The organism is Paenibacillus nanchangensis, from assembly GCF_046543445.1.
Lineage (GTDB): Bacteria > Bacillota > Bacilli > Paenibacillales > Paenibacillaceae > Paenibacillus_AQ > Paenibacillus_AQ nanchangensis.
In genome coordinates this window covers 24,168-40,645 of sequence record NZ_JBHOFD010000049.1, presented here as the reverse complement: position 1 = coordinate 40,645, position 16,478 = coordinate 24,168, and the positions used below count along the sequence as shown (strand labels likewise).

The 16,478-nt window shown below is 56.7% G+C and carries 16 protein-coding genes and 1 riboswitch; of the genes, 14 read left to right on the top strand and 2 right to left on the bottom strand.

Annotation, left to right across the window (positions count from 1 at the left end; all coding sequences use genetic code 11):
* Window positions 1–124: 124 nt before the first annotated feature.
* The 3 genes from ACE6ED_RS27035 to ACE6ED_RS27025 all read left to right on the top strand — a co-directional run bounded on the left by ACE6ED_RS27035 (window position 125) and on the right by ACE6ED_RS27025 (window position 4,010).
* Window positions 125–880, top strand: coding sequence for an acyl-[acyl-carrier-protein] thioesterase (locus ACE6ED_RS27035; RefSeq protein ID WP_410830557.1), 756 nt, complete (start codon window positions 125–127; stop codon window positions 878–880).
* 220 nt (window positions 881–1,100) lie between these two features.
* Complete coding sequence (locus ACE6ED_RS27030; protein ID WP_410830556.1) at window positions 1,101–1,742, top strand: hypothetical protein; 642 nt, start codon at window positions 1,101–1,103, stop codon at window positions 1,740–1,742.
* A 66-nt stretch (window positions 1,743–1,808) separates the two neighbouring features.
* Window positions 1,809–4,010: a diguanylate cyclase gene (locus ACE6ED_RS27025; RefSeq protein WP_410830555.1), complete on the top strand. Its 2,202-nt coding sequence runs from the start codon at window positions 1,809–1,811 to the stop codon at window positions 4,008–4,010.
* A 70-nt stretch (window positions 4,011–4,080) separates the two neighbouring features.
* Here ACE6ED_RS27025 and ACE6ED_RS27020 read toward each other — a convergent pair whose 3' ends face one another.
* Window positions 4,081–5,013, bottom strand: a complete 933-nt coding sequence (locus ACE6ED_RS27020; protein ID WP_410830554.1) for a helix-turn-helix domain-containing protein — start codon at window positions 5,011–5,013, stop codon at window positions 4,081–4,083.
* 43 nt (window positions 5,014–5,056) lie between these two features.
* Window positions 5,057–5,512 (bottom strand): tRNA (N6-threonylcarbamoyladenosine(37)-N6)-methyltransferase TrmO, encoded by a 456-nt coding sequence (gene tsaA / locus ACE6ED_RS27015; protein ID WP_410830553.1) that lies wholly within the window; start codon window positions 5,510–5,512, stop codon window positions 5,057–5,059.
* 164 nt (window positions 5,513–5,676) lie between these two features.
* Between tsaA and ACE6ED_RS27010 the strand changes: the two genes are divergently transcribed.
* The 11 genes from ACE6ED_RS27010 to purS all read left to right on the top strand — a co-directional run bounded on the left by ACE6ED_RS27010 (window position 5,677) and on the right by purS (window position 16,477).
* Window positions 5,677–7,818: a DNA topoisomerase III gene (locus ACE6ED_RS27010; RefSeq protein ID WP_410830552.1), complete on the top strand. Its 2,142-nt coding sequence runs from the start codon at window positions 5,677–5,679 to the stop codon at window positions 7,816–7,818.
* A gap of 43 nt (window positions 7,819–7,861) precedes the next feature.
* The gene (locus tag ACE6ED_RS27005; RefSeq protein ID WP_410830551.1) at window positions 7,862–9,091 is read left to right on the top strand and encodes an MFS transporter; all 1,230 of its coding nucleotides are present in this window, start codon (window positions 7,862–7,864) and stop codon (window positions 9,089–9,091) included.
* A 135-nt stretch (window positions 9,092–9,226) separates the two neighbouring features.
* Window positions 9,227–10,051 carry an RNA polymerase sigma factor gene (locus tag ACE6ED_RS27000; RefSeq protein WP_410830550.1) on the top strand — a complete coding sequence of 275 codons (825 nt, stop codon included), beginning with the start codon at window positions 9,227–9,229 and terminating at the stop codon, window positions 10,049–10,051.
* A 15-nt stretch (window positions 10,052–10,066) separates the two neighbouring features.
* Complete coding sequence (clpP, locus tag ACE6ED_RS26995; RefSeq protein WP_410830549.1) at window positions 10,067–10,648, top strand: ATP-dependent Clp endopeptidase proteolytic subunit ClpP; 582 nt, start codon at window positions 10,067–10,069, stop codon at window positions 10,646–10,648.
* Between the two features lie 161 nt (window positions 10,649–10,809).
* Entirely contained in the window at window positions 10,810–11,073 is a 264-nt protein-coding gene (locus ACE6ED_RS26990; RefSeq protein ID WP_410830548.1) for a DUF1294 domain-containing protein, read from the top strand.
* Between the two features lie 42 nt (window positions 11,074–11,115).
* A complete protein-coding gene (locus ACE6ED_RS26985; protein WP_410830547.1) occupies window positions 11,116–11,550 on the top strand; it encodes a universal stress protein in 435 nt (144 codons plus the stop codon).
* A gap of 156 nt (window positions 11,551–11,706) precedes the next feature.
* A riboswitch (purine riboswitch) is annotated at window positions 11,707–11,807 on the top strand.
* Between the two features lie 220 nt (window positions 11,808–12,027).
* Window positions 12,028–12,513 carry a 5-(carboxyamino)imidazole ribonucleotide mutase gene (gene purE, locus ACE6ED_RS26980; RefSeq protein ID WP_410830546.1) on the top strand — a complete coding sequence of 162 codons (486 nt, stop codon included), beginning with the start codon at window positions 12,028–12,030 and terminating at the stop codon, window positions 12,511–12,513.
* On the top strand, window positions 12,510–13,766 hold the full coding sequence (gene purK, locus ACE6ED_RS26975; protein ID WP_410830545.1) for a 5-(carboxyamino)imidazole ribonucleotide synthase: 1,257 nt from the start codon (window positions 12,510–12,512) through the stop codon (window positions 13,764–13,766). The genes purE and purK overlap by 4 nt, the downstream gene beginning before the upstream one ends.
* Before the next feature lie 6 nt (window positions 13,767–13,772).
* Complete coding sequence (gene purB / locus ACE6ED_RS26970) at window positions 13,773–15,068, top strand: adenylosuccinate lyase (protein WP_410830544.1); 1,296 nt, start codon at window positions 13,773–13,775, stop codon at window positions 15,066–15,068.
* 127 nt (window positions 15,069–15,195) lie between these two features.
* Complete coding sequence (locus ACE6ED_RS26965) at window positions 15,196–16,086, top strand: phosphoribosylaminoimidazolesuccinocarboxamide synthase (RefSeq protein ID WP_410830543.1); 891 nt, start codon at window positions 15,196–15,198, stop codon at window positions 16,084–16,086.
* 145 nt (window positions 16,087–16,231) lie between these two features.
* A complete protein-coding gene (gene purS, locus ACE6ED_RS26960) occupies window positions 16,232–16,477 on the top strand; it encodes a phosphoribosylformylglycinamidine synthase subunit PurS (protein ID WP_410830542.1) in 246 nt (81 codons plus the stop codon).
* The last annotated feature ends 1 nt before the right edge of the window (window position 16,478 follow it).

Here is a 16,478-nt window from a genome sequence, read left to right as displayed (position 1 = left end):
GTTTTATGCATTTTTATGCATTGCTCCTTGTCGCTGCTCTGCCGCCGCTCTGATTTGCGCCCCTCGTGTTGCAGGCCTATACTAAAAAGGTGGATATTTCAATCTGGGCGAAAGAAGGTAGAGCATGGAAGAAAATCATAACGGAGTGTGGCTGGAACAGCATATCGTACACACAAGTAATACCGACCTGAACGGACAAGCCAAGCTCTCCTTTCTTTTAGATATGCTGCAATGGGCGGCGGATTCGGCTGTTGGCGCATTAGGCGTGAGCTTGGAGAAGATGCTGGATGCCCAAATGGGCTGGATGATGATTACTCTCGATTTGGAGCTGAAGCAAACGCCCCGGCAAGGCGAGTCGCTGACCATTAAAACATGGAGCAAAGGAACCAAAGGGGCGCTGTGGCAGAGGGACTACCGGATTTTTGATGCAGCGGAGAAAGAAATTGCTTGTGCGCGGTCCATTTGGGCTCTGGTGGACACAGATAAACGTAAAATACTTAGACCTTCAGCGTTGCCCGTGGAGGTTCAACACTATACCGGCGACTCGGTTGGAGAACCGCCTTCCAAGGTCTCGCTGCCGCAGGAGCTGCCGCTGACTGAAGTTTACACATCCTCTGTCCGGTACAGCGGCCTCGATCAATATGGACATTTGAACAATGCCCGGTACGGGGATTTATGCTGTGATGCGATCCCGGTGGAGCAGTGGTCGCAGCAGGAGATCCGCCGCTTTATCATAACTTATCAGCAGGAAGCGAAGCATGGAGACGAAATTTGGATCCATACAGCGGTAGATGAGGCAAACGGTGTAACCTGGATACGCGGTGCGGATAAGGCTGACAAAGTCTATTTTGAAGCAATGATGGAGTGGAGCCGTTTGTGAATTAACGCAACTTAATAAATCAAAAGCGCAGATGGACAAGTAATTTCTCTTGAGCCGCTGCGTTTTTTTGTGTACAGGATTTTGTGTCCAGGATGTAGTTATAAAGTCGGGTGATTGTAAAAAATTGCTCACTTTGGAAAACGGACAGGATTTCTGCAGTGTACAGCGAACTATCTTAGCAGGGAGTTATAAGAAATTTGAACGATCAGGGGGCCAGCTTATGTTAAAGAAACCTTACGAGGAACTGCAATCCGGGCTTCGCACCGGCGATTTGATTCTTTTTAGCGGCCAGTATGAAATCAGTAAAAAAGTCGAGAAGCTGGAAGGGAGCCTCTGGTCCCATGTCGGAATGGTCGTCCGCATCCCTGAAGTTGAAATTCCGCTGCTGTGGGAATCTACGGCATTGACCGATCTGCCTGATGTCCTAAAAGACGATCACATAACAGGGCCCAAGCTGGTGGACTTAAAGGCAAGGATGGAAAGCTACGGCAAAGATTTGATACCTTATGTAGCCCCCCGCTATGCAGTCAGGCCGCTTGAAGTGGAACGGACCGGCGAGATGATCTCGAACCTGCATGCTCTGTTCACAGAACTTCACGGGATCCCGAACCCCGGCGAATGGAGAATGATATGGGATGTAGTCCTAGGCCGGTATTTCCATCTGCGCTCCAAACTGGACTGCTACACGTGCAGCGAGCTGGTTGCGGAATCTTTTGTACATATGGGATTGCTGAACAAAAACACCGTCATTAACGCTTATATGCCAAGCGATTTTTCCAGCGACGGACATCTTAAACTGTTAAAGGGAAGATTCGGCGATGAGATCGAGATCGACCTTACCGGCAGCGCCGTGCCGCAATAATTTAAACGGATGACCATGCTTCAACTGCTAATGAGACACTTTTTCCGGCAAAAAGCAGTGCTGCGGATGGCTGTATCCGCATTGGCTGGGCTGCTGGTGATTTTGGTATTGTTGTTGGTTTCCGGCGATGTCTCGGCCGCTCCAGATCATCTTGATTCGAGCAGCGGGCTGCGGTTCGGTGCCGACTTGCAGCAGGAGATGATGATTCTGGAAGATCCGGAAGGCGGGATGCTGATTGAAGAAGCAGCGGATCCTGCCATGGCAGCCCGGTATGTCCCTTACCTGACAAGCGGTTTTGCAGGGACGCAGACCGATTCCGTATACTGGGTCAGGCTTGATTTGTTTAATGATGCGGCAGAGATAAAAGAAGTTTTGCTTGTGCTTGCCAAACCGCATCTCAGTAATGTGACGATGTACCAATATAATGAGGCCGGCGCTCTGATTCGAAGCGTCAAGACGGGCCGTTCGCTTCCATTTGAAGCCCGGGAGTACCGGCACCGGAATTTTGTTTTTCATCTGAAGCTCGGGCAGAATGCGGGGCAGCGTCTTTACTTTCAGGTTCGGACAGACAGCTATTTGCAGCTTCCGATGACTCTTCAGACTCCTACTACTTTCTACGAAAATGAGCAGCGTGCGAACCTGCTGTTTGGCATGTATTACGGCGTCATGATCGTAATGGCACTCTATAATCTCTTCCTGTACTTATCCATCAAAGATCGCTCCTACCTCTATTACGTGCTGTTTATTATCTCCTTTGCGGTAACGCAGGCGGTTTGGGACGGACTGGCATACCAGTATTTATGGCCGGGGAGTCCAGCCTGGGAACGTATGTCCAATCCGGTCTGTACGCTGCTTACCATTTTGTTCGCTTGTGCCTTCTCGCAAAAGTTTTTGTCCGTGCCGAAATACGCGCCGCGGCTGGGAAAAGTGAACTACGCCTTTATTGCCCTTTTGCTGCTGTCATTGGCCGCGATGCCGTGGATTTCTTCAAGAGAAGCAACCAAATTGGCCGTATATTTGGCCTCGGCAGGGATTGTATTTTGCATGATAAGCATTGCGGCCGTGCGGTTTCGTGACCGGTCCGTCTATTTTTACACCGGAGCTTGGATCGTGCTGTTTGCCGGAACCTTTTTGAATTTGCTGGCGGCGTATAAGCTGTTTCCTTTGAATTTTTGGTCCCTTTATTCCGTACGTATCGGGTCTGTGGCGGAGACCATTTTGCTGTCGCTGGCTTTGGCAGACCGGTTCAACAGTATCAGGCAGGAGAAGCAGGTGGAACAAAAACAAGCCGCACTGCTCAAACGGCTTCATGAAACGACACGCAAACTGACAGCAACGCATGAACTGGAGCCTCTTTTGCGGGATACGCTGAACAGCTTGTCCGAAGTTACCGGATGCGGGCAAGGACTTATTTGGCTGGAAGGGGGACAGGGGGAACAGCCGGTTGTCCAAATCGGGGATTTGGATCATAAGAGATGGCAGGCGCTTATTGCGGATACAAGTTCTTTTGTGCAGAGGGCGCTGGAGACACAAACACTGCAGTGGGCGATGGCCGACGAAGAGCTTCATGTAACAAGGGGGCTCAAGGCTAAGACGGGAATAGCGATCCCGATCGGCTACCATGAGCGGCCGCTTGGCGTAATCGTGCTGTTTAGCTTTCAATTGAAGCGGTTTAGTGAGCAGGAAGGCGAGATTTTTGTGGATTTTGCCCATCAAGTGGGGATTTCCATTGAAAATGCGCGATTGTTCGCCGAAACCAAACGCCTTGCTTCGACCGACGGGCTGTCGGGAGTGTTCAACCGGACCCAAGTGTTAAAAGAAGCGATGCGGCAGCTGTCGCAGTGCCGGAATATGGGACAGTCGCTGTCGCTGATTATGGTGGATATTGACCATTTTAAAAGCATTAACGACCGGTTTGGCCATCTGGCCGGAGACCGGGTGATCCAGGAGACGGCCCGGCGGCTTACGGAAGCCCTGGCGCCAAATGGACTGATCGGAAGGTATGGAGGAGAAGAATTTGTTGTGGTTCTTCCCGGCGTTCCGGAAGAAGAGGCCGCCCGTCTGGCGGAGCAGCTGCGGCGGCAGGTTGCGGCCGTTCCTTTTACGCTGAATAACCAGCGGCTGGACTGCACGATCAGCCTGGGTGTCTCCTCAATGACGGATGAGGTTAACAGTGTGACAGGCTTAATCGATCAGGCCGATCAGGCGCTGTACCGGGCAAAAGAGAGCGGGAGAAACTGTGTGAGACGATATCAGGCCGCTCAATAGATGAAGGGAACAGACCGTGGAGTGAATTCGTGCGGTCTGTTCTTTTTGGGGTACGGGAGAGTGAAACCGGTTAGAGCAAACTTAACGGGATGTAAATTTCACTCACTGAATCTTTGTGATGCGGCCCCAGGTACGCCGGTCCATAAAATTCAAATTCAAAAGGCAAGCTGAGGCGGTATTCCGTTTTAGGGAGCCATAAGCCATAGATATATTTGTAGGTGGAGGCGACTTCTTGGGAAGGACCTCTGTGCAGAAATTTGGCATAACGTGCTGGCGGTATACGGAAAATGGGGAAGGATCCGCTGTTCGCGTCCTGTTCAGATGCGCTGCAAAGGAGGGCCCCCTCCAGCCTTGGATAAAGCTCCGCATTTATACTATTGGAATCCAGTTCGCAGGCGCATAAAAAGGCAGTCCCAACCCCGCTGTCAGCTGTGTTAGACCAGCAGCCGACCTGATAATACCGCTCCGGGACAAGCCGGCCGCTAATGGATGACACCTTGCTGAACAGTCTCGACCACGCCGCCGAGATGACGGAAATGTCGGACTGCAGGGAAACGGCAGCCCCCTGGAGTATGATTTCTCCGCGTTCAATCAGCTCCGGCGGTTCACCGTTAATGGAAGCAAGATGCGGTAAATCCTCTTCCCGCAGCGGGTGAAGCAGAGGGAGCATCGACACGTGACCGAGTTTGCGCATTTCGGCCGGGGAGAGGCCGAGACAGCGGCGAAAAGCCCGGGTAAACGTCTCGTAATGATTAAACCCGTAATCCAAGGCGACATCCAGCAGAGAACGGTCCGGTTGTTGGAGCAGGGTCAACGCGCTGCTGGTGATTTTGCGGCGAAGGATGTACTCGCCCGGGGGGATACCCGTAAACGTCTGAAACAGACGAGTGAAATGAAAGAGGGAATACCCGGCATGGGCGGCAAGCTCTTGCACAAGCAGCGGATCGTGCAGACGGGCTTCGATCACCCGGAGCGTATCTAGTATGAGCCTGCGGTTATCCATAATCCCACCTGCAATTCAATTTGATCAGCTTCCGCTTAGGCTTTTACTCTCTTGGAGCAAACGATACCCACTCTCCCCAGCCGCGGGCGTATTCAGGAACGCGGACCTCCTGTACGCGGTCGGTGCTGGGATAATAAGCTTTGATGTCGAGGACGGGCGTACCCGGATAGGCATCCAACCCCTCAACAAGGACCACACCGGCGGTTTCATCGACAGACAGGATGGACACTACGCTGAGTCCAATCGGATTGGGGCGCACAGGGGAACGGGTGGCAAATACCCCGCATTCCGGCGCTTCGTAGGGCGGTGTGGTACGGGTTGTGCGGCGGTACATCTCATCGGAGAACTCGTGCAGCCACCACAGCACCTGGCAGTGACTAAATTCGGACAATCCCTTGAGTGCAGGAGTGTATTTGGGAAGGAACGTAAGGCAAATTCCTGCTTCGGTCTCCGCAACATATCCTAATGCATTTACAGTATAGCAATCCACAGGTTGCATTGGCTGTGACTCCTTTCAAGTTTGAATAACGAATACACTACTGATTGTAACGTTCCCGGACTGCTTTCAGCTTGATGTTATTTGCTGTCTTGTGGTGTGAACCCGCTTCCTATCTTCTGCGGCAGGCATGGTATAATAAAGGGCGGTATGGAAAGGAGCGAGTTATGAAAGCACTGGTATTGGCGGAAAAACCGTCCGTAGCCCGCGAAATCGCGCGGGTGCTGGGATGTAAAGACAAGCAAAAAAGTTACATGGAAGGACCCAAATATGTCGTCACCTGGGCGCTTGGGCATTTGGTCGGCCTGGCGGAGCCGGAGGACTATGATCATAAATTTGCAAACTGGGCGCTGGAGGATCTTCCGATTCTTCCCGGCCGGATGAAGCTGAAGGTGCTTCGTGAGACGAACCATCAATATAAAGCGGTGCAGCATCTGATGAAGCGTCAGGATATCGGCGAACTGATTATCGCGACGGACGCGGCGCGCGAAGGAGAACTGCTGGCACGCTGGATTATGATGATGGCCGGGTGGAAAAAGCCGTTTAAACGGCTCTGGATCTCCTCCCAAACGGATAAAGCGATTAAGGAGGGTTTTGCCGCGTTGAAGCCGGGCCAGCAGTACGACCGGCTGTATGAGTCGGCCCGGTGCCGGGCGGAAGCGGACTGGATGGTCGGTTTGAATGTTACGCGGGCGCTGACCACCAAATTTGGCGCGCCGCTGTCGGCCGGACGGGTACAGACCCCGACTCTGGGGATGATTATGGACCGGGAAAAAGAAATCACCTCCTTCCGCTCGCAGGAATACGAGACGCTTGCGGCGGATTTTGGCGCATTCCAGGCGGGCTGGCGCAGTGCTGCCGGCGACGGCCGTCTGTTCGACAAGGCAGCGGCTTCAGCGCTCGCCAAGAAACTGGAGGGCCGGCGCGGCCGGATTGCAAAGGTCCAGAAAAGCGAAAAAACCGAACCGCATCCCTTAGCGTACGACCTGACGGAGCTGCAGCGGGACGCTAACCGCAAGTTTGGTTTTTCGGCTAAACAGACTTCAAGCGTACTGCAGCGTCTGTACGAGCAGCACAAGCTGGTGACGTATCCGCGGACAGACAGCCGGTATTTGAGCTCGGACATGACGTCCACGCTGAAAGAGCGTCTGGAAAGCGTGGCGGTGGGGCCATACGCCGCTGTGGCGCGTCCTCTTTTGCGCAAGCCGCTGAATATTACGAAACGGATTGTGGATGACAGCAAGGTCAGCGACCACCATGCCATAATTCCGACGGAGCAGACGGTGCTGCTGAATCAGCTGAGTCCGGAGGAGCGCCGTCTGTATGATCTGATCGTCCGCCGGTTTATCAGCCTCTTTTATCCGCCGGCCCGTTATGATGCGGTATCGGTGACGGTAACGGTGGACGGCGAAACGTTTGGTGTCAAAGGGACAACGGTCAAAGACGCCGGCTGGCGCGAGGTTTACGGCGGAGATCTGAGCACGGATGAAGAGGACGATCAGGCGGCGGAGGAAGAAGCCGCGGCGCGTTCGGTTAAACTGCCGGAGCTGCGCCAAGGCGAGGAAGTTACGGTCCGCCGCTGTATGCTGAAAGCAGGGCGGACACAGCCGCCCAAACGGTACACCGAGGCGGCGCTGCTCACCCAGATGGAGAAACACGGCCTTGGCACACCGGCGACGCGGGCGGACATCATCGAAAAGCTGGTCAGCTCGGATACGATTGAACGGCAGGGAAATTCCCTGCATCCTACGGGAAAAGGCAAGCAGTTGATCGAGCTGGTGTCTCCCGAGCTGCGCACCCCCGGTTTGACCGCCCGCTGGGAAGCGGAACTGGAGCGTATCGCCAAGGGGCAGGGCAAACCCGAGCCGTTTCTGCAGGGCATCCGGGGTATGGCGAAGGAACTGGTCGCTGGTGTCAAAAACAGCGCGGCCGAATACAAGCCGCATAACGTATCCTCCAGCAGCTGCCCGCAGTGCGGCACCCGGCTGCTGGAGAAAAAAACAAAACGCGGCAAGCTGCTGGTTTGTCCGGCGGACGACTGCGGCTACACCCGATCCGGAGAAAAACGGCTGTCCAACCGCAGATGCCCGCAGTGCCATAAGAAGATGGAGCTGAAAGAGGGCAAAGCCGGATTGTACGTCCAGTGCCTGGGCTGCGGAATCACCGAGACGGTTGACAAGGACGGCGGCGGCCGCGTCAACAAACGCGAGCAGCAAAAGCTTGTACAGCAGTATTCGAAGCAGGAGAGCCTTGGCACAAGCCTGGGCGATCTTTTGAAAGCGGCGCTTGAGCAAAAAGACGGCAAGTGATGCCCGGACTAAACCATTTACAACATTAGAGAGGGGGCGTCCCATGTCATCCGGTTTGGAGAGCGCTCAGCCCGCCGTTGAGAGCAGAACGGCTGCAGGCGCGCGGACGCGGAAGCTTTTTCTCGCAATCGTCTTCCTGTACTGGTTCTCTTCCTATATCTACGTTCCCGTACTGTCTCCTTATGTGGAGCATTTAGGCTCCAGCTATACCATGATCGGAATGGTGCTGGGCGTCTATGGCTTGATGCAGATTGTGCTGCGGATGCCGCTCGGAATCGGCTCGGATGTGCTGAACCGGCGGCGGCCATTTATTCTGCTCGGCCTTGTGGCGAGTGGTGTCAGCTGCCTGATGTTCGCTTTCGGGGCATCGCCGGGCTGGGCCCTCGCGGCCCGCGCGGTGTCGGGGATTGCAGCGTCGGCCTGGGTCGTCTATACCGTCATGTATGCGGGGTATTTCCCTAAAGAAGAGGCAGGCAAAGCGATGGGGATGATGCAGTTCGTCACCGTGTTGGCCCAGTTGACCAGTATGCTGATCAGCGGTTCGCTGGTCGACGCCTGGGGCTGGCCGGCTCCGTTTCTGCTTGGCGCGGTCATTGCGGGGATTGCTTGTGTGCTGACGATTCGTCTGCCGGAGCAGCGGCAGGAGGAGCGCGGCGGAGCACTGTCCTTCCGCGATCTTGCGCCTGTGATGCGGGAGCCAATGCTGCTGAAAGTATCGATGCTGTCGGTGCTGGCCCACTGTGTGCTGTTCGTGACCATGTTTGGCTATACGCCTAATCAGGCGCTGAAAATAGGGGCGGACACCGAAAGCCTCGGCTGGCTGACGCTGTCGTTTATGGCGCCCCACGCTTTGGCAACGCTGTATGCCTCCCGCTTTTTCAGCAGGCGGCTTGGGGAACGGGGAGCGCTGGTGCTCGGGTTTGCGGGCAGCGCGGTGTTCACGCTGCTCATTCCCTACGCGGACGGGCTGGGAGCGCTTTGCGCAACACAGATCGGCAACGGGTTTATGCAGGGGATTATTTTTCCGCTGCTGCTGGCTAAATCGGTAGCGGAGGTGGAACCGGGCAAACGGGCGACGGCCATGGGTTTTTATCAGGCGGCTTACGCGGTCGGCATGTCGCTCGGTCCCGTCATTGCCGGCCGGATCAGCTCGGACTACGGTTTATCCGGCGCTTTCCGGCTTGCCGCCGGTGCAGCAGCAGCCGCAGCAGTTCTGGCCTGGTTCTGGCTGCAGCGCCAGAGAGACCGCAGACTGGAGACAAACGGCCGGTAGGGTTTAACCGGCTGATGGGCGGATCAATAAACGGAAACCGCATAAAATAAATTTACAAGGTGCGTATCGATTCCGGCGGTTTTTACGTTTATGGGGGTAGACAGAACAAACCAGCCCAAAAAGGAGGGAGCGGGCATGTTGATGATCTACCGGCAGAGCCATAAAGGGGCGGACGCTGCCAGGGATACCGAAGAGAACCGGCAGACACATACGGCTCGCGGCCAGGACAAAATAGGCGAACTGGCGCGGCTGCACCAGGCAGAGCTGCTGCGTTACTGCAGGCATTTGACCGGCTCAGCCTGGGAGGCCGAGGATTTGGCCCAGGACACCTGGATCAAGCTGGCCGGGGCGCTGGCCCGTAAATGGGAGCAGCCGGAAATCTCGCGCAGCTATCTGTTCAAGGCGGCCTATCACGTCTGGATTGACCGCTCGCGCCGCAAACAGCTGACGGTAACGCCGCTGCCCGACGAGGGGCTGCCCGGTCCGGCCGCCGATCCGCTTGAGCTGCGGGCCGCGATGGAATCGCTGATCGAGCGGCTCCCGCCCGGCCAGCGGACGGCCGTGCTCCTGATCGACGCGCTGATGTATACGCCCGCCGAAGCCGCCGAGCTGCTCGGCACCACGCCGGGCGCGGTCAAAGCGCTGCTGCACCGGGCGCGGCGCAAGCTCGCCGAAACAGCGGAGGCGGAAAAGCGCGGAGATTCAGCCAGGGAATCGGGACGATCCGGCAGAAAGCCGGAGTCTAACGATAACCGGGTCCGGTCAGAGCGGCGTGTGGATGAAAAGGTCGTCAGCGCGTATATCAAGGCTTTTGCCGAACGGGATGCAAAAGCTCTCTCCCTCCTGATGAACGATGCCAGCCCGCTGGATCTTGTTCCTGTCGTGACCGGATGTCTGCCGGCTTCTCAAGGCCGGACGGATAAACGGAACCCCAGCCGTATGCTAATGACTGCGGCATGACGAGGAGGACTTGGAATGAGCACCTTTATTCCCTATGTAATCGAACAGACGGAACGCGGCGAACGGTCGTACGATATTTATTCCCGCCTGCTGAAGGACCGGATTGTGTTTCTCGGAACGGCGATTGACGATAATGTAGCGAACAGCATAACTGCTCAGCTGCTGCTGCTTGCGGCGGAAGATCCGGAAAAAGACATCCACTTCTATATCAACAGTCCCGGCGGCGAGACATCGGCGGGGTTCGCTATCTATGATGCCATGCAGCATGTGAAGCCGGATGTGCAGACAATCTGCACCGGCATGGCAGCCTCTTTTGCAGCGATCCTGCTGCTGGCCGGAGCCAAAGGCAAACGCTGCGCGCTCCCGAACAGCGAAATCATGATCCACCAGCCTCACGGGGGAGCACGGGGGCAGGCCGCCGACATTGAGATCAGCGCGCGGCGGATTCTCCGCATCCGGGAACGCCTGAATGCCATCACGGCCGAACGGACAGGTCAGCCGCTGGATAAGGTGGCCGCCGATATGGACCGGGATTATTTTATGTCGCCGGAGGAAGCTCAGGCGTACGGGATTATCGACCGGATTATCGTTCCGTAGTTCTGTAAATGATAAGCCCCTTAGACGTTCATTCCAGGAATGGCGGCTGAGGGGCTTGTTTTTTTGCGCAGCGGTACGCGTTGTGCTTGCCCGCCAAAGAGGAATATAATAAAGAAGAAGGCAATGCCGCCGCGTTAAAAAGGAGGTGCCCCGCTTAAGCAATGCAATCTGTGCTTCTGGTCTGGTTTGTGTTTATTAATATAGTAGGATACCTCGTTATGTCCGGAGACAAGGACAAAGCCCGCAAGCGGCGGGAGCGGGTGCCGGAGAAGACGCTGTTTCTGCTGGCGGCAATCGGCGGCGCTCTCGGCGTACTGGCGGCCATGTATGTCAGGCGGCACAAAACCCGCCACATCTCGTTTGTCGTCGGCATCCCCGCCCTGCTGGTGCTGAACGCGGTGCTGTACGGGTATCTGCTGCGGTAAAAGTTTTGCAGTCTCTATTCCTTATCGAAAGAGGTGGCGTATATGTTGTTCTCCAAAATTCTGCTCGCGTATGACGGTTCCAAAGCGTCCAACAAAGCGCTGGACAAAGCGGTTGAACTGGCGAAAGCGGCGCCCGGCTCCGTCCTGCACGTCGTACACGCATTCGAATTCCCCCGGTTTTTTATCGGTGAAGCCCTTGCGCCCCTGCCGGCTTCAGTCAACAAAGATTACTACGACCTGGCGGTGCAAACAACGGAGGAAGTCAAACAGCGGCTGGAAGGCGAAGGCCTCCATGTTCAGGTAGAGCTGCTGCAGGGTTCTCCGGCTGAAGTGATTTTGAACTACGCCAAGGAGCACGGAATGGATGCGATCGTCATCGGCAGCCGCGGCCTGGGCGGCATCCGCGAATTCGTATTGGGCAGCGTCAGCCACAATGTGGTGCAGAACGCGCGGATTCCGGTGCTGGTCGTCAAATAGAATATGAACGGATAAAGGGACGATTTTTCGCGTTCCCTTTTTTTCTGTTAAGGCATTTTGCTGGAAAACCCTATTTTCCGTTCAAAAAGCGAACAATGAAAACTTGGAAATTGTCAATGTTCGGGTTTGAGTTGACACCGGGTGTAGGGGGTTGATACACTGTGGGTATGAACTCCTCGTATAAATCCGGGAATATGGCCCGGAAGTTTCTACCCGGAACCGTAAATTACCGGACTACGAGAAATAGGGCGATGAAGCGATAGGGCTGGCACGGTTGACCGGGCGTTCCCGCGCGCCTTTTTCCGCGTCTTCTCTGAAATGGGGAGAGACAGGAAAGAGGAGATTTCCCGCCCGTTTCCGTACCGTCCGATTTTCCGCCCGGGGCTAAAGCCCGGATGGGAGTCGGGCTTTTTTATGGGATGAAGCATGGGATAGACGATAATAACCCACTATACAGACTGAAAGGCAGGTTGAACCATGTCGCTGCAGGTAGCCGTTATTATGGGCAGTACTTCGGATTGGGAGACGATGGAGCACGCGTGCAAGGTGCTGGACGAGCTGGAGATCGGATATGAAAAAAAAGTGGTGTCCGCCCACCGCACGCCGGATCTGATGTTCCGCTATGCGGAGGAAGCCGCGGGCCGGGGCATCCGCGTCATTATCGCCGGCGCGGGCGGGGCCGCGCATCTGCCGGGCATGGTGGCCGCCAAGACGGCGCTGCCGGTGATCGGCGTGCCGGTGCAGTCGAAGGCGCTGAACGGCCTCGACTCGCTGCTCTCGATCGTCCAGATGCCGGGCGGGATTCCGGTGGCGACGGTGGCCATCGGCAAAGCCGGCGCCACCAACGCCGGACTGCTCGCCGCGCAGATGATCGGCGCGTTTGATCCGGACGTGCAGGCGCGCGTGCAGCGCCGCCGTGACCGGATCCGCGACGAAGTCCTCGAAAGCAGCGACAGCCTATGAGCGGCGGCATGAAGGCGGAACGCCAGGCGCGCCGGCTGCCGCCGGGCTCCACGGTAGGCGTGCTGGGCGGCGGCCAGCTCGGCCGGATGATGGCGCTGGCCGGCACGGCGATGGGCTACCGGTTCGTAACACTCGATCCGGCCCCGGACTCGCCGTGCGGGCAGGTGACGCCGCAGATCACCGCGGCGTACAATGACCGGGACGCGGCGCGGGAGCTGGCGGCGCGCGCGGACGTGATCACGTACGAGTTCGAGAACGTGGACGCGGGCGTAGCCGCGCTCCTCGAAGAGGAATCGTACGTGCCCCAGGGCAGCCGGCTGCTGTATACGACCCAGCACCGGCTGCGGGAGAAGGCCGCCGTCGAAGCCGCCGGCGTGCCTGTGGCGCCTTACCGCAAGGTGGGCAGCCTTGCGGAGCTGCGGGAGGCGGCGGAAGCGCTGGGCCTGCCCTGCGTGCTGAAGACAAATACCGGCGGATACGACGGGAAGGGGCAGGCGGTCATCCGGACAGCGGACGAGCTGGAGCCGGCTTACCGCCGCCTCGTCCCGGAGGAACCGGCCGCTTCCGGAGCGGTGAGCGGACAGCAGGTCGGAGCGCATAACGTACCTGGAAGCCTCGCGGACAGGCCGGAACCGGAGCTGGTGCTGGAGAAGTTCATCCGCTTCCAATGCGAGCTGTCAGTAATGGCGGCGCGCAGCGCTTCCGGCGAAGTACGGAGCTTCCCGCCGGCCGAAAACATCCACGTGAACAACATCCTGCACCTGTCCATTGTGCCGGCGCGGGTGCCGGAAGAGGTGAGCAGCCGGGCCTGCGAGCTGGCCGAACGGCTGATTTCCGGCCTGGACGCGGTTGGACTGCTGGCTGTCGAGATGTTCGTGACCGAAGACGGCGAACTGTTCGTCAACGAGCTGGCGCCCCGGCCGCATAATTCGGGGCATTACACGATGGACGCCTGCGCAACCTCGCAGTTTGAGCAGCATGTGCGGGCGGTATGCGATCTGCCGCTGGGCGATCCGGCGCTGCTGACGCCAGTGGTGATGGTTAATGTGCTCGGCCAGCATCTGGACGGAGCGGTTGAGCGTTTTTGCGGACAAGACGAAACAGCAGCCCGCTTGGGGGTTATCCCCAAGCTTCACTTATACGGCAAGACGGACAGCAAGACCGGCCGCAAAATGGGCCATATCAATCTGCTCTGCAAGAACACGGACGATGCGCTTGCCTGGGTGGAAGAAACTAACCTTTGGAGGAACTGACAAACCATGATCGAACGATACAGCAGACCGGAAATGCGGGCCATCTGGACCGAAGAAAATAAATTCAAAGCCTGGCTGGAAGTAGAGCTGTGCGCCTGCGAAGCCTGGGCGGAGCTGGGCGTGATTCCGCGCGAGGACGCCGAAAAGCTGCGCCGGAACGCCTCTTTTGACATCGACCGCATCAATGAGATTGAGCTGGAGACCCGGCATGACGTGATCGCCTTTACGCGTGCGGTATCGGAAAGCCTGGGGGCGGAGCGCAAATGGGTGCATTACGGGCTGACCTCCACCGACGTTGTGGATACGGCGCTTGGGTACCTGCTTCGCCAGGCAAACGAAATCCTGGAGCGGGACCTGCTGAACTTCATTCAGATCCTGAGAGACAAGGCGGTTGCCTACAAAGATACCCCGATGATGGGGCGGACGCATGGCGTGCACGCCGAACCGACGACGTTTGGCCTCAAAATGGCGTTGTGGCATGAGGAAATGAAGCGGAACCTGGAGCGCTTCCGCCGCGCAGCCGATGGCGTTCAATTCGGTAAAATCTCCGGCGCAGTCGGCACCTACGCCAACATCGATCCGTTTGTTGAAGAATTTGTCTGCCGCAAGCTGGGCACCAGCCCGGCTCCAATTTCGACGCAGACGCTGCAGCGGGACCGCCATGCGGAGTATATGGCTGCGCTGGCGCTGATCGCCACCTCGCTCGACAAGTTCGCGACGGAAATCCGCGCGCTGCAGAAAAGCGAGTTCCGCGAAGTGGAAGAGGCTTTTGCCAAAGGACAAAAGGGCTCGTCGGCGATGCCGCACAAACGCAACCCGATCGGCTGCGAAAACATCTCCGGCCTCTCCCGCGTCATCCGGGGCCATATGATGTCCGCTTACGAAAATGTGCCGCTGTGGCATGAACGGGATATCTCGCATTCCTCGGTGGAGCGCATTATTTTGCCGGATGCGACCATGCTGCTGAACTACATGCTGAACCGGTTCGGCAACATCGTGAAGAACCTGACCGTGTTCCCGGAGAACATGAAACGCAACATGAACCGCACGTTTGGCGTTCCGTTTTCGGGCCGCATTTTGACGAAGCTGATCGACAAAGGCTGGAGCCGGGAGCAGGCGTACGACACGGTGCAGCCGCGCGCGATGCAGGCCTGGGAGACCCAAACGCAGTTCCGCGAGATTGTGGAAGCGACGCCGGAAATTACGGCAGTGCTGAGTCCCGAAGAGATTGAAGATGCGTTTAATCCGGCGTGGCATCTGAAGCATGTCGATACGATTTTCCGCCGGTTGGGGCTGATCTAGTCCGGCAGGCAACAGGCTGTAGTAGTTGGACGGCGTTAAGGCTGCGAGGTGCAGGCAAGAGGGCTTCAAGGCAGCCGCGTCCGTTTTTTATTGTATATCCGCGTTACAACCGATAGGAGGACAAGTCATGGCACACCCTGCCGTATCCACAGCCGTGGATCTGGTTGACGCTCCGCTGCTCTACAAAGGCAAAGTCCGGGAGCTGTACGATTTAGGAGAGCATATGCTCATTGTCGTCACTGACCGCATTTCCGCATTCGATTACGTGCTGGACCCGGCGGTGCCGGACAAAGGCAATGTGCTGAACAGGCTGAGCGCATTCTGGTTCGGATTGACGGAGCACCTGATGGAGAATCATGTCGTGCATATTGATGTGGAACGCCTCGGCTCCATCGCCAAAAATCCCGAGCTGCTGCGCAACCGCATTATGGTGGTCCGCAAAGCGCAGCGGATTGATATCGAATGCGTCGTGCGGGGTTACGTGACGGGCGGCGGCTGGAGGCAGTACCAGCAAACGGGAACAGTCAACGGTATCCGGCTGCCGGAGGGCATGCGCAAAAACGCCAAGCTGCCCGAACCTATTTTCACCCCAGCAGCCAAAAACGATGTCGGGCACGACGAAGACATTCCGTTCGAGAAAATGCAGGAGTTGATTGGGCCGGAGCTGGCGCAGGAGCTGAAGGAAAAAAGCCTGCATCTGTATGCGTTCGCCAGCGCGTATTGCGCCGAACGCGGCATTTTGCTGGCCGATTGCAAATTCGAATTCGGTATTCTGGACGGCAGGGTGATAGTGATCGACGAGATGTTTACGCCGGACGCCTCCCGTTTTTGGGCGGAGGATAAATATGCGCTGGATGTCGAAATCGACAGCATGGACAAAGAGCCGGTCCGCTCGTATCTTGCGGCTTCGGACTGGGACAAAAACAGCCCGCCCGGACCGCTCCCGGCGCAGGTCGTGGAAGAAACAACCCGGCGGTACCTGGATATTTATCACCGGTTGACGGGCAAAAGCCTGTAGCAGTGCTGCTGTTTTTTTGCCTCAAGGTGTTCTGCAATTATAAATCTAGCAAAATGGAATCAAGCCCGCTATCGGCAACTGGCAACTATCGTGAGTAATCATTAAGCCCGCTTCAGGCGCGGATATTAGGAGGAACTACAAGCATATGTTAAAAGCTTCGGTATATGTCACTATCAAAAAAAGCGTGCTGGATCCCCAGGGTGTGGCTGTGCAGGGCGCGCTGCATTCCATGGGATTTCAGGAAGTGGAAAGTCTGCGGATCGGCAAGTATATGGAATTGACGCTGGATACCGACGACCGGGCCGAAGCGGAAGCGCGGCTGAAGGTCATGTGCGAGAAACTGCTGGCCAACACGGTGATCGAGGATTACCGCTACGAATTGGAGGACTAAC